At 28.3% G+C, this 13,383-nt stretch carries 14 protein-coding genes; all 14 read right to left on the bottom strand.

The genetic code is table 11. The annotated features are described in order from the left end of the window. Window positions 1-7 precede the first annotated feature (7 nt). Window positions 8-481, bottom strand: coding sequence for a DUF4894 domain-containing protein (locus tag XO10_RS01705; protein WP_175421050.1), 474 nt, complete (start codon window positions 479-481; stop codon window positions 8-10). A gap of 1 nt (window position 482) precedes the next feature. After that, window positions 483-2,411, bottom strand: coding sequence for a type IIA DNA topoisomerase subunit B (locus XO10_RS01700; RefSeq protein ID WP_014295789.1), 1,929 nt, complete (start codon window positions 2,409-2,411; stop codon window positions 483-485). Further along, window positions 2,408-2,707 carry a DciA family protein gene (locus XO10_RS01695; protein WP_014295788.1) on the bottom strand — a complete coding sequence of 100 codons (300 nt, stop codon included), beginning with the start codon at window positions 2,705-2,707 and terminating at the stop codon, window positions 2,408-2,410. The genes XO10_RS01700 and XO10_RS01695 overlap by 4 nt, the downstream gene beginning before the upstream one ends. A gap of 1 nt (window position 2,708) precedes the next feature. After that, window positions 2,709-3,530: an aminotransferase class IV gene (locus tag XO10_RS01690; RefSeq protein ID WP_014295787.1), complete on the bottom strand. Its 822-nt coding sequence runs from the start codon at window positions 3,528-3,530 to the stop codon at window positions 2,709-2,711. Further along, on the bottom strand, window positions 3,520-4,812 hold the full coding sequence (gene mtaB, locus XO10_RS01685; RefSeq protein WP_175421049.1) for a tRNA (N(6)-L-threonylcarbamoyladenosine(37)-C(2))-methylthiotransferase MtaB: 1,293 nt from the start codon (window positions 4,810-4,812) through the stop codon (window positions 3,520-3,522). Before mtaB ends, XO10_RS01690 begins: the two co-directional genes overlap by 11 nt. A gap of 2 nt (window positions 4,813-4,814) precedes the next feature. After that, on the bottom strand, window positions 4,815-5,267 hold the full coding sequence (locus tag XO10_RS01680) for an HPP family protein (protein ID WP_014295785.1): 453 nt from the start codon (window positions 5,265-5,267) through the stop codon (window positions 4,815-4,817). Further along, the gene (locus XO10_RS01675) at window positions 5,267-6,223 is read right to left on the bottom strand and encodes a 1-phosphofructokinase family hexose kinase (protein WP_014295784.1); all 957 of its coding nucleotides are present in this window, start codon (window positions 6,221-6,223) and stop codon (window positions 5,267-5,269) included. Before XO10_RS01675 ends, XO10_RS01680 begins: the two co-directional genes overlap by 1 nt. A 71-nt stretch (window positions 6,224-6,294) precedes the next feature. Then, window positions 6,295-7,794, bottom strand: coding sequence for a murein biosynthesis integral membrane protein MurJ (gene murJ, locus XO10_RS01670; protein WP_014295783.1), 1,500 nt, complete (start codon window positions 7,792-7,794; stop codon window positions 6,295-6,297). Between the two features lie 54 nt (window positions 7,795-7,848). Beyond that, window positions 7,849-8,223, bottom strand: a complete 375-nt coding sequence (locus tag XO10_RS01665) for a CoA-binding protein (protein WP_041638713.1) — start codon at window positions 8,221-8,223, stop codon at window positions 7,849-7,851. Window positions 8,224-8,237: 14 nt separating this feature from the next. Continuing rightward, the gene (locus XO10_RS01660; protein ID WP_014295781.1) at window positions 8,238-9,146 is read right to left on the bottom strand and encodes an AEC family transporter; all 909 of its coding nucleotides are present in this window, start codon (window positions 9,144-9,146) and stop codon (window positions 8,238-8,240) included. A 4-nt stretch (window positions 9,147-9,150) separates the two neighbouring features. Continuing rightward, window positions 9,151-10,338, bottom strand: coding sequence for a L,D-transpeptidase family protein (locus XO10_RS01655; protein WP_175418071.1), 1,188 nt, complete (start codon window positions 10,336-10,338; stop codon window positions 9,151-9,153). After that, on the bottom strand, window positions 10,265-11,473 hold the full coding sequence (coaBC, locus tag XO10_RS01650) for a bifunctional phosphopantothenoylcysteine decarboxylase/phosphopantothenate--cysteine ligase CoaBC (protein WP_014295779.1): 1,209 nt from the start codon (window positions 11,471-11,473) through the stop codon (window positions 10,265-10,267). The genes XO10_RS01655 and coaBC overlap by 74 nt, the downstream gene beginning before the upstream one ends. Continuing rightward, window positions 11,454-12,860 (bottom strand): glutamate--tRNA ligase, encoded by a 1,407-nt coding sequence (gltX, locus tag XO10_RS01645; RefSeq protein ID WP_075780176.1) that lies wholly within the window; start codon window positions 12,858-12,860, stop codon window positions 11,454-11,456. Before gltX ends, coaBC begins: the two co-directional genes overlap by 20 nt. After that, window positions 12,857-13,381, bottom strand: a complete 525-nt coding sequence (locus XO10_RS01640; RefSeq protein WP_014295777.1) for a TIGR00725 family protein — start codon at window positions 13,379-13,381, stop codon at window positions 12,857-12,859. The genes gltX and XO10_RS01640 overlap by 4 nt, the downstream gene beginning before the upstream one ends. Between the last annotated feature and the right edge of the window lie 2 nt (window positions 13,382-13,383).

Here is a 13,383-nt window from a genome sequence, read left to right as displayed (position 1 = left end):
ATCCCTCCTAATAAATGCTGATTAAACTACCACCAGAGAGTAAATAATAACTTCCCGGTTCATATTTTTCAAGTTTTTTTAATGTTTGATTTAAATAATTTACAACTTCATCCCATGAGTTATAAAATATTTTGTATTCTGGATTTATATATATAATTTTATTTTTAAAATCTATAGTAGATATATAATTTAATTCGTCAAGAGTCAATTTGTTTATTTTATCTTTGTATTTTAAGAAGTCATTATATTCTATGTTTGGAAAACCTAAAATAGGAATATCAGATATTTTAAAAATATAACCATTTTTGTTTAGTAAAAAATACCTATGATTTATCTCTACAACGCATATTGGCTGAGATATATTATCTAATATAGGACGAACAGGTTTAGAAGGGATAATTAAATAAGATAGTATTATATAAAATATTATAAAAACATATAATACTGTTGTAATAAGTATTATCGAACGTTGAACGTTCATCTTAGATGTCTAACTCCTTAACCTTTAATGCGTGTTCTTCAATAAATTCCCTTCTAGCTGAAGGATCACTTCCCATTAAGATTTCAAGAATTTCTTCTGTTTCTACAATATCATCAATATTAATTTGAATTAATTTTCTCTTTTCAGGATTCATTGTGGTTTCCCATAATTGATCTGAATTCATTTCACCAAGACCTTTATATCTCTGAAGTGAATACTTTTTTCCTTCAAATTCTTTTTTTAATTCCTCTAATTCAGCATCTGAGTATAAATATTTTTCAAATTTACCAGATTTAAATTTGTATAGAGGAGGTTGAGCTGCATATATTCTTCCAGCTTTAAGTAATTCTGGCATAAACCTGTAAAATAATGCTAATAACAATGTTCTAATATGAGCTCCGTCAACATCAGCATCTGTCATTATTATTATCTTTCCATAACGTAATTTTGATATATCAAAGTTTTCGCCAATTCCCGTTCCAATAGCCGAAATTATGTTAGCTACCTGTTCATTTTTCATTAATCTTTCAATATCATGCTTTTCTACATTTATTATTTTACCTCTTAAAGGTAATATAGCCTGGAAATTTCTATCTCTTGCGGTTTTAGCATTTCCACCAGCAGAATTACCTTCAACAATAAATAATTCTGATTCATCGAGATTATTTGATGTACAATCTGCCAATTTCCCAGGTAATGGCGAATTTTCAAATATAGATTTTCTTTTTACCTTTTCTCTTGCTTTTCTTGCACTTATTCTTGCTCTTGCAGCTTCTTTTATTCTTTCAAATATTAATTTTGTATCTTTTGGGTGTGAATCAAGATATTTTACTAAATATTCCGCGACTATATCGTTTACAGCTGCTCTAACTTCTTTACTTCCCAGTTTTGCTTTTGTTTGTCCTTCAAAAACAGGATCAGGAAGTTTAATACTTAATATAGCTATTAAACCTTCTCTGACATCTTCGCCCGTAAAATTAGGATCTTTTTCTTTTAAAAATCCAGCTTTTTTGGCATAGTCATTCATTACTCTTGTAAGTGTTGTTTTAAATGCTGATTCGTGTTCCCCGCCTTCTACAGTTCTTATATTGTTAACAAAACTGAATATGTGAGGATAATCGTTTCTTGTATACATCATTGAAAATTCAACTATTATATCTGAAAAGTTTTCGCCACGAGGATTTTTAAAAGAACCTTTTCCAAAAATTGGTGATTCATGAATAGGTGCTTTTTTATTCTTTTTTATTAAATAATCAAGAAATTCAGAAAGTCCTTCTTTAAAAAGGAATTTTTGTTTTTTATTTCTTTTTTCATCTATAAATTCTATTTCGAGACCAGGGTTTAAGAAAGCCAATTCCCTTAATCTATTTTCTATGATTTGACCTTCAACTTCAATATCTCCATTTTCAAAGATTTCAGCATCAGGTTTAAATTTTATATGTGTACCTGTTTTATTCGTCTCACCTAATATTTCTACTTCAGTTACCTTTTTTCCTCTTGAATATTTTTGATAATAAATTTTTCCATTTCTATGAACCCATACTTCTAAGAATTCTGATAATGCATTAACAACAGATGCACCAACTCCGTGGAGCCCACCACTTATTTTATATGTTTCTGTATTAAATTTACCTCCAGCATGTAAAGTTGTAAATACAACTTCAAGAGTGTCTTTTTTTTCTGTAGGGTGTGGACCAACTGGAATACCTCTTCCGTTATCCATTACTTCTATAGTATCATCTTCATTTATTTTTACCATTATTTTGGTACAGAAACCACTCATATATTCATCAACACTATTGTCAACAATTTCATATACAAGATGGTTTAAACCTGCTTTTCCAATTGATCCAATATACATACCAGGTCTTTTTCTAACAGGTTCTAAACCTTTTAATACTTTAATATCTTCTTGAGAATAATGGCTCATCTAACAGCACCTCCAGTAAATTTTATGCTTTTTATCCTGTCTATTTGCAATGAATTATTAATTTCTTTTATTAATTTATTTTTTTTAAATAGAATTTCCTGTTTTATGTAGTTGTTTTCAACATACAAAAAAAGCGTGGAGGTTTTTAAATCTATATCAACCACCTCCACTGAGGTAAAATTATATTTATCTAAAATTGCTGATATCTTATTTTTTATCTCGTCAAGCAACATAATTTTTTTTATAACATTGTTTTTTGAAGATAATTCATATAAGATATCTTTGATTTCTTTCATATTAATCCCAATATTCGTTGTTTTGTATAATAAAGTCTTTCCAGTAATTTATTAATGTTTCAGTTGTAATACCTGGGGCATTAAAGGTAAAATTAGGAACTATTCTTCTTACTGGAACAATTCCTGCACTTGTATGAGTTAAGAATATTTCATCTGCTGATAATAATTCCCATAATTCAATATTTCTTTCTTCAAAGTCTATATTGAAGCTTTTTATAAGGTCGATAACAACTTTTCTTGTAATTCCAGGTAATATACCAGCTGATAAAGGAGGAGTTATAATTACTCCAGCACTTACCATAAATAGATTTGATTTTGTTCCTTCAGTTACATAACCAAATTCGTTTAATACTATTGCATCATAATACACATTGTATTTTTGTCTTAAATATAATCCATAGCCATTTAGAGAAGTTTTTACATAATATGGAATAACGGGATTTTTTGGTTTTCTTTCTCGAGATATTGCCAAAACAACTCCACTCTCTCTTAAATCATCAACTTCATATATCGGCTCAATAAACGCATAAAAACTTTTATTTTTTGATGTGTATTTGTTAATTAATATTTTTATTCTTATGTCTTCTTTGCAATTAAACTTTTTAACTCCTTCAAGAAGAGTTTCTTTTAGTTTATTGTATTCAGGGAATTCTAATCCCAAAAATATGGCAGATTTTTTTAATCTTTCATAGTGAAAGTTAAGGGCAAATAGATTTTTGTTGTATGTTCTAATGGTTTCGTAAGTAGAATATCCGTTAAATATTTCAAAATCTTCACTTTTATATTCAGTACTTTCTATCCATTCTTTTGAATTATAAAACACTTGATATCACTCCAGTATTTTCAATTTTATTTATTTTTACTTTATGAAAATCATTTAAGTTTATACTATTATTTAATATTTTATGGTATATATAATATTCATCATATCCGTAACTGTATTGATTATTCTTTTTTTCTATAAGAATTTCTGGGGTTATACCAGAGTTAATTAATTTTTTTAAATATTGTTCATTTGAATTTTTTATGTATTGTTGCAATTGTTTCATGCGGGCTTTTTTTATTTCACCTGAAATTTGGTGAGGCATTTTTGACGCTTTGGTATTTGGACGTGATGAATATCTAAATGCATGAACTCTTGAGAATGGATATTTATTAATAAATTCTAATAATATTTCAAAATCTTCATTAGTTTCGCCTGGAAAACCAACAATTATATCTGAGGATATGGAAAAAATATCGTTTATTCTAAAAATCATATCGAATAAATTTATTAGATATTTTTCATTATATTTTCTTCCCATATTTTCCAGAACTTTTGTGGAAACATGCTGGAGTGATAAATGTATGTGTTTTTCGAAAATTTTGCTCTCATTGAGAAATTGAATGATATTTTCATTGATGAAATCGGGATATAAAGAACTAATCCTAAAACGAATTTTTTGGGATTGATATTTTTTTTCAATATCCATTATCAGATTTAATAAATTATAATCTGTTCCATAACCATAATAGGTTAAATTGATGCCAGTAATAATAAATTCTTTTACCCCTTTTTTAATAAGAGAATCAATTTTTTTGAATATCTCATCTTTTGAGACACTTCTTATTTTATTTCCTCTTGCGAATATTATTCTACAATATGTACAGAACTCAAGACATCCTTCTTCAATTGGCAGGAAATATCTTGAATAATTATTATAAGGTTTTTGAGGTAGAAATATTTTTTCATTTTTTGAATGCCAATAATCAAGGTCTACAAAGACACCATTTTTATCTATATAATTTTCTATGTATTTTTTTTCAAGGTTTCCTAAGATTAGATCAACACCATTTTCCAGTAATGATTTCGTATCTGTATGTGTGTAACACCCAACAACAACGACTTTGGTATCAGGTTTTTCTCTTTTGGTCTTCCTTATTAATTGGCGAATTTTCCTTTCGGCTTCAGAAGTTACTGTGCATGAGTTTATAATTAATATATCACTCTTAGTTGATTTGTCATATTCAACAATATAATTTAAAGAAGATAATTTCTCACCAATTACTTCACTTTCAGCCTGATTTAATTTGCATCCATATGTAACTATATTAACTTTTTCCAATATTATTCCTCCAAAATACCCTTTGCTGCTAAACTTAAAAGTTTAATTCTTCTTACAATACCAATAAGCCTGTTATCATAATCAACAACAGGAACTATTTTTAAACTCTTTTTTATTATTACATCGGCAACATGTAAAGCTGTGTCGTCATAATAAACTTTTGTAGGATTTTTATCCATTATTTCTGAAACGGGTTTGTTTAAAATATGACCTAATCCTTTTATGAATTGTTGAGAATCAGGGATAAATGAAGTAGATTGCATTAGAGATAAATATCCCGGGATAGAAGCTTTTATTACCATTGATTCGCTTAATAATCCAACGAGGTGAAATTCGGAATCTACAACAGGCAACGCTGAGTATCCATGCCTTTCACATAAAGTTATAAATCTATCTATAGTTACGTCCTCTGCTAAGGAAGTTACATCTTTTAACATAATATCTTCTACTTTCATTATTTCACCTTCTTTACTTCAAAGTAATTTAGATATTTATGAATCTCTTCTATATCTTCAATATACTTTTCGATATGATGAACTTTGGCAATAGCAGTTGCCATACCAAATTTTGCAGCTTCAAGGTAATTATATCCATTCTTTAATATATAATATATAATTCCTGTCATGAAAGAGTCACCAACACCAAATAAATGAGATCTATCAACATTTTCTTCTAATTTGAATAACCAGATTCCTTCAGGGGTTGCAATTATATCTCCTTCAACATGATAACTGAGAACAGCTAATTTTGCGCCATGTTTTATAATATCTTCTGCAGCATATACATAGTCATCCATTTCTTTTAATTCTCTATCAAAATATTTTTTCTCTCTTCTTAAGTCAATTCTTACTACCATAGGACATGATTTTTCAATTGCCTCGTTAAAATGAGGACCATTTGCTTCCATATATGTTGTAACCCCATTTTTCTTTGCAAGTTCAAACATTCTTGCATAGATATCAACTGGTGCATTAGGTGGAATGCTTCCAGAAATTAAAACATGTTCTACAAGAGAAAGTGAATTTTTATATCTTTGAATCATATGGTTAATATCTATTTCCTGAAGTTTTGGACCACTTGAATTAATTTGAGTAATTGTGTGATTTTTCAGGTCCAATATAGCGATATTTTCACGAGTTTCTTCCTCAACAAAAACAAAGTTTGCAGTTATATTTTTATCTTCGAGTAATTTTTCTAAAAACACTCTTCCAACAAATCCGCCTAAAAAACCCAAGGCCATGTTTTCAACGCCTAATTTACTAAGCATTTTTGATACATTGATACCTTTTCCACCAGGTTCCATTACAGAATTAGATGGATTAGAAATTCTAAACATATGTCCGCATTTAAAGTCTTCTACGATTATTTCTCTATCTAGTGAAGGATTTAATGTTACGGTCATTACATCCATAATTTAGCCCCCTCAAAATTATTTGTTATATTCATCTTTATTATACCACAAATGTCAAATTTTGTGAATTTTTAACCATTTTTTTTGAGTTTATTTTTTAGCATTTTTGATATTTCGGTGAAGTATTTACAATTTAGCAAATATGCCGCAACAGCGTATATTATCATTCCTTCAATAACAAGTATAAGTGTGTAGATGTTTGATATATATAATTTCTTTGATATATATAATATTGTTCCCATAATAAATGATGCAATAAAGATTTTTAATACTTCAATTATGTCATTTTTATCAAAATGTGCAAATAAATCCCAGCCCAGAATTATCATACCAATCATTCCTGAAATTGATGTTGCCAAACCAATTCCGGCAGTTCCAAAATATTTAGCAAGTATAATATCGAGTATTATGTTAATTGTAACCATTATAAATGAAATTTTTGTTGGTTTTTTGGAGTCTAATTTTGAATAATAATTTCTTACAAGAATACCGTGAATGGAATAGAAAACAATACCAATAGAATATGCAATTAATGTGTAGGCAGTTGCTGTTGTATCATTTGAAGTAAAGCTACCATGCTGATATATTAATTTAATTATTTCTTTGCTTAATATAATTAATCCAGATGCAGCGGGAATTGTTAAAAATAAGGATATGATTATCGCTTCTTTAAACTCTTTTACAAAATTTTCCATATCATCTTTTGCAGATAATTTAGATAATCTTGGAAGAATAACGTTTGCGATGCTCACAGAAAAAATTGCTAAAGGCAATTGATATAATCTTAATGCATATTGGATAGTTGCAACTCCACCTTCTCCAGTCCAGGTTGCAACATTTGTATCCACAATACTATTAATATGAGAAATGGCAACACCAAATAATGCAGGAATAAACATTACCATTATTTCGTTTATATAGTCTTTTTTTATAACAGGATAATATTTAAAATATTTTTTCTTATGTACGTAAATATAAACAAAGAATAATTGAAAAAATCCGCCAAGGAGAAACCCAATTGTTGGACCTAAAATTTTAATAGGAAAATATACAGAAAATAAAATACCTAATATGGTAAAAACATTGGTTATTGCTGGTGATACTCCCGAGATAAAGAAATTGCTTTCATTATGTAAAATACTGGCAAATATCGACCATATGGAAATAAAAGTAATAAATGGAAATGTGATTTTCATTAAAAAGGCAGAAAGGTTTAAATATTCTTTATCTAAACCACTTCCGAGTATTTTAGCAAAAATTGGTGAATAAAAAAATACTAGAATATATAGAGAAAATGTGATTAAAAATAAAATATTTATTGCGGTGCTTGCAAATAGATCAGCCTCTTTTCCTTTTTTTCTATTGTATAAAGGAATGAATACAGTAGAAAAAGCACCTTCAGCAAATATTCTTCTTAGAAAAAATGGAAGAAGTATTGCTATAATATAGGCATCATATTCTCCACTTCTTCCAAAGTAATATGCGAAAAGCATATCTCTGAATAATCCAAGAAAACGACTTACCATTGTGGCAGATGCAAATATTGCGGTGTATTTTAAAATCCCAGACATTATAACAGCCCCTTTTTATTTACTATTATAAAAGAAAGCCCTTTAATAGGGCTTTTATATTGTTTCAACCATTATACATTTATAGAACAGGTAATCAACTTCTGGATCATTTAATGAATCCAAGAATTCTTTGATTTCCTGAGATTCGGCACCTGGTTGATACCAGAATTTTTTAAATCCATTTTTATAAGCCTCTTTTGTAATTTCTAATCCAATTTTAGGCGGGACAACAAAGTTTAAAACATCAACTTCTGGTAATTCATTAACTGATTTATATGTTTTAATTCCTTCTATTTCATCATAATTTGGAGTTACTGGTAATACTTCATATCCTTTTTTTACAAGGTCTTTTAAGATTTTATATCCAAATTTTGATTTATTTGTTGTGGCACCTATTAACGCGATTTTTTTTATTTTTGATATATCTATCATATTAATTCCTCCTAAAGATTAATAAGATAATATAATAATGGAACAGTTAAAATTGATAATAGAGTACTTACAAAAACAAGCAAATTACCTAATGCAGGATTTATCTTTAATTCTTCAGTAATAAATGATACATTCATTCCAACAGGCATTCCTGCTTCAATTACAAATATCGCTCCAAGAATAGGGTCAAATTTTAATAGTTTTACTATAAAAATGGCGAGAACTGGAAATACAATTAATCTGAAAAAAGTAGTTAAAATGGTATCGTATAAATCATAGATTTTAATTTTTATTTTTGATAAAGAAACACCGATGTTTATAAGAATGATCACAATACTTGCATTTTTTATCATTTCAATTGGTTCAGAAATAACAGCTGGAAAGTTATACCAGAATATATTATTTGCACCTAATATCCATCCAATTAAGAATCCCCATAACATGGGTAATTTAACCATATTTAATAATCCTTTTTTTATATTTCCTGTAAGAATAACTATACCTATTGAAAATGAAAGTAATGTCATTGCAATAACGTAAATTACAGCTTTAGCAATATATTCATCTCCAAATAGTGCACCAACAACGGGATATCCTAAATATCCGCCATTTGAAAACATCAATGCAAAAGATATAATTCCCCATTCAGATTTTATGAGGTTCAATTTTTTTAGGATAAATGGAATTAAAATAGCTAATATAAAAAGGATTATATATCCTGAAAAAAATACTTTCAATTCATCTGATTTTGGTGGATGAGAATTTATTGCTGTAAATGCTAAAACATTTCCTGCAACCCATATTGTAATTTTATTTAGAATTTTATTGTCATATTCTTCAAATGTTTTGCCGAGAATATATCCAATAGAGATTATAATGAAAAGAGGTAATACCTTGAAAAAAGCAAGAGAAAATAACATCTATTCACCTCACTGATTTTATAGCATATACTTCTGTTCCAATTCCTGTTAAAAAGTCGAGAAGTTCAACATCCTGATTAAATAATCTTATGCAGCCGTGAGAAATACGTTTCCCGATTTCCCATGGCTTTGTAGTACCATGAATTCCATATTGTTCTTCTGAGAGTTGTAACCATCTACTTCCAATTCCATTAATTATTGATCCCGGTTTTATGTATTCACCATACCAATATAATGCAGGTTCTTTTTCTTTATACATAATTCTATAATATCCAGGTGGTGTTGCATCGCTTCTTCCAACTGCAGCTGGAAAAGTTAAAACCTTTTCACCAAGATAATATAGATTTAAAATACTTTTATCAAGATCTACCGTAATAACCAAAGGACTTTCACCAAATCGTAATTTCCCTATTTTTAGTAACTGTCCGGAGTATATTTTTTTAGGATCTTTAATATTATTATATAGAACAATTTCACCGGGTTTTACTCCAAATTTTCGGGCGATTTTATATATTGAATCACCTTTTTTGACAAGATAATTGCTTATAAATTCAACTCTATAAGACGCTCCTTTAAGATTAGAAGAACCAAAAAACCAATCTTTTTTAAAGAATTTTATTTTTTTTGAAAAAGAGATTTTATATGTATTTTCATAGGTTATATCGAGAGTGTGAAATCCGTTATCAAGATTTTGTGGAAGATAGAAAATATTATTTTCAGTATTTAATAGTTCAATTTTATTATCAATTTTAATTCCTGTAATTTTGAATTCATTATTTGAATTATTTACAAGAACTCCTTTCCAGCCATCTGGTGTTTCAATTGTTGAAATTTCTGCATTTAAAGGTGTAGAAAAATGTTTTAATTTAATAAAATTATGAAAAGTAAGAGTTTTATGACCATTTAAGGAATCAAATTCAATATTGAATGTGAGAATATCGTTTTTTGAAAAATCATTGATATTAATTTTTATTCCTATATACGATGGAGTTGTAGAATATTCAGGTATTACTCTGAATCCACCTGAATAAACAGATACATGCGGATTTATCATTTTTTCTTTTGTAATAAACTTTAAAAATATAATATTGTCATGAAAATCATCAATACTTAGAGTGTTAGCTATTAATAAGCTTTGAAATATAATCAGCAATATTAATAGCAATATTCTTTTTGGTGTTTTTTTCAACATGGGTAACATCTCCCAATTTATTAAGAATATAAACTTCATTATAATCCACATTAAAACCTGTTTCTGCTTTTGATACATCATTTGCAATAATCAAATCGCAATTTTTTTCTTTGAGTTTTTTCTTTGCATATTCAATGAGATTATTAGTTTCTGCGGCAAAGCCCACTAGTAATTGATTTTCTTTCTTTATTTTTCCTATTGTTTTTAAAATATCAGGATTTTTTATTAATTCTAAGGTTATTGAGTCTTTATCTTTCTTTATCTTTTGTTTTGAAGCATTTTTTACTTTGAAATCAGACACAGCAGCTGTCATTATTATAATATTCATATTTTCGTATTTATCTTTTGCTGCTTCTAACATTTCTTCAGCAGTAGTTATATTAATAATTTCTTTTATTAATGGAGAAGGTTTTAAGTTTGTAGGACCTGAAATTAATATTACTTCAGCTCCTCTTAATGCGAATTCTTTTGCAATTTCATATCCCATTTTTCCACTTGATTTATTTGTTATATTTCTTACAGGATCTATCGGCTCAACAGTAGGACCAGCAGTGATTAGTATTTTTTTTCCTTTGAAGTCTTGTGGAGATAAGAATTTTTCTATATATTCCATGATTATTTCATTGTCAGGATATCTTCCTTTTCCTATTTCGCCACATGCAAGATGACCAACTTCTGGTTCAACAATTGTCCAACCATCATTTTTTAAATTTTTCAAATTTCGTTGAAATGCTGGTGAATCATACATTCTTGTATTCATTGTTGGAACTACTATTTTCGCTTTTTTTCTAAAGGCTAAACCTATTAATGAAACAAGATCATCTGAAATTCCATTCGCAATTTTTGCAATTATATTTGAAGTAGCTGGTGCAACAACAAAAACATCGCTTTCCATTGAAAGCTGTGTGTGGGGAATCCAACCATCTTTAACTTCATTAAAGTAATCACTATAAACTGGACAATTTCCAACAGCAGAGAAAACTACAGGTGAAATCATTTTTTTTGCATCTTCTGTCATAACTATATTAAGTTGTGCATTTGTTTTTCTTAATCTTGATGCAAGATCTACTGCTTTGTATATAGCAATTCCGCTACTTACGCCAAGCGTAATTTTTTTATCCTTGAATCTGTTCATTTAAAAACACCTCTGTTTTTTTAAGACGAGAAATTGTTTTTTCTTTTCCCAATACGGCTATTGACTCAAATAATCCCGGAGTCACTAACTTTCCCAATACAGCCCCTCTAATTGTTTGAAATGTGTTCTTTTTGGAAGTGATTTTTAAATCGGCAATTTCTCTTATAGTTTTTTCAACGCTTTCTATTGTATATTCTTGTAATTCTTCAAATTTTGTTATAGTTGTTTTTAAAAGTTCTGGTGCCCATTCTTTTTTTAGAAACTTTTGTATGTATTTTTCATCATAATCATAATTATCATCGAAAAAATTATATGAAAAATCTTTTAATTGTTTTAATGTGTTAATTTTTTCTCTTGAGATTTTTATTACTTCTTTTGAAAAATCTATGTCTTTTTCCAGCATATTAATAAATTCAATATCATTAATATATCCAAGCCATTCTTTAAGTTCAGAATATAATTCTTCTATATCCAATAATCTTAAATGTTTTCCACAAATCCATTCAAGTTTTTCATAATCAAATATAACACCTTTGTTAGAGATTTTTTCCGGAACAAAATTATCTATTTTATCTTTGAAATTAAAGATTTCATCTTCTATTGTCCAGCCCAATAAAGCAAGGTAGTTCATTAAAGCTGATTTTAAGTAACCTTCTTTTCTAAAAAAGTCAACAGTGGTGCCTCCATGTCTTTTGCTTAAAGGTTTTCTGTCATTTCCAAGGATTAAAGGGATATGCATAAATTCTGGAATATTCCAGTTAAAAGCCTGATATAATAATATCTGTTTTTGAGTATTTGAAATATGGTCTTCACCACGAATTACATGAGTAATTTCCATATAATGATCATCAATTACAACGGTAAAATTATATACGGGAATTCCATTTGATCTCAGGATTATAAAATCATCAATATATTCATTTTTAAATTCAATTTCTCCTTTTAAAAGGTCATTGAATCTTACAGAACCTTCTTTATTTATTTTAAATTTTACAACAATAGAAAAATCTTTTGTATTATATTCTTCAGGAAATTCATATGATTTGTGTATAACTTCTTCACCCTTATACACAGCATAATAAGCTTTTTCTTCTTTCAATAATTGATTTATATGTTCTTTATAAATTTCCAATCTTTCGCTTTGTCTATAAGGACCAAAATCTCCCCCTTTATCAGGTCCCTCATCCCAGTCAAGACCACACCATTTCATTGAATCAAGTATTTCATTTTCAAATTCTTTACTTGAACGTTCTAAATCTGTATCTTCAATACGCAGAATAAATTTTCCGTTATTTTTTTTTGCATATAACCAGTTAAATAAAGCTGTTCTAACTCCGCCAACATGTAAATGCCCAGTAGGGCTTGGAGCAAATCTTAGACGTATCATTTTTCAACCTCCATTTTTTTCAATAACTTTTCAAGTTCTTCTATGGTATTTACAGAATAAACTTTTGCTGTTTTTCTATTGTCAAGATATGTATTTTCTATTAAACATTTTTTTATTCTATCAGTCCATCCACCTGTGTTATTCATTAAAATAATAGGTTTTCCGTTTGCATATGCACCCAATAATTCAATGGCTGTACCAATTTCACCACCTATGCTAATAATTACATCAACGCTTTTTACAAGAACAAATGATCTCATTGAAAAATCCAGGCCGGTTTTTATGTGGTAATCTATATATTGATTTCCATCTATTTCCCAGGGAAGAATTCCCACAGTAACTCCGTTGCTTTCTTTAGCACCTTTTGAAACAATTTCCATAATTCCATTTCTTCCACCGCTATATAATATCCATCCATTTTTTGCAATCATTTTTCCAATTTCAAAGGTAATTTCAGAAAGATTTTTAATTTTTTCTTCGGTTAATTCTCCCGAATATCCAATCACTCCAATTTTCAACATTT

It is taken from the genome of Marinitoga sp. 1135, assembly GCF_013363245.1.
In the GTDB taxonomy this organism is placed as follows: Bacteria; Thermotogota; Thermotogae; order Petrotogales; family Petrotogaceae; genus Marinitoga; species Marinitoga piezophila.
Note: the sequence above shows the minus strand (reverse complement) of the source record. Positions and strands in the feature narration are given on the sequence as shown.

What these genes read in the sequence shown, in the direction of transcription:
- XO10_RS01705 (WP_175421050.1), bottom strand. Translation starts at nt 481, where the DNA reads ATGAACGTTCAACGTTCGATAATACTTATTACAACAGTATTATATGTT.
- XO10_RS01700 (WP_014295789.1), bottom strand. Translation starts at nt 2,411, where the DNA reads ATGAGCCATTATTCTCAAGAAGATATTAAAGTATTAAAAGGTTTAGAA.
- XO10_RS01695 (WP_014295788.1), bottom strand. Translation starts at nt 2,707, where the DNA reads ATGAAAGAAATCAAAGATATCTTATATGAATTATCTTCAAAAAACAAT.
- XO10_RS01680 (WP_014295785.1), bottom strand. Translation starts at nt 5,267, where the DNA reads ATGAAAGTAGAAGATATTATGTTAAAAGATGTAACTTCCTTAGCAGAG.
- XO10_RS01675 (WP_014295784.1), bottom strand. Translation starts at nt 6,223, where the DNA reads ATGGATGTAATGACCGTAACATTAAATCCTTCACTAGATAGAGAAATA.
- murJ (WP_014295783.1), bottom strand. Translation starts at nt 7,794, where the DNA reads ATGTCTGGGATTTTAAAATACACCGCAATATTTGCATCTGCCACAATG.
- XO10_RS01660 (WP_014295781.1), bottom strand. Translation starts at nt 9,146, where the DNA reads ATGTTATTTTCTCTTGCTTTTTTCAAGGTATTACCTCTTTTCATTATA.
- XO10_RS01655 (WP_175418071.1), bottom strand. Translation starts at nt 10,338, where the DNA reads ATGTTGAAAAAAACACCAAAAAGAATATTGCTATTAATATTGCTGATT.
- coaBC (WP_014295779.1), bottom strand. Translation starts at nt 11,473, where the DNA reads ATGAACAGATTCAAGGATAAAAAAATTACGCTTGGCGTAAGTAGCGGA.
- gltX (WP_075780176.1), bottom strand. Translation starts at nt 12,860, where the DNA reads ATGATACGTCTAAGATTTGCTCCAAGCCCTACTGGGCATTTACATGTT.
- XO10_RS01640 (WP_014295777.1), bottom strand. Translation starts at nt 13,381, where the DNA reads ATGTTGAAAATTGGAGTGATTGGATATTCGGGAGAATTAACCGAAGAA.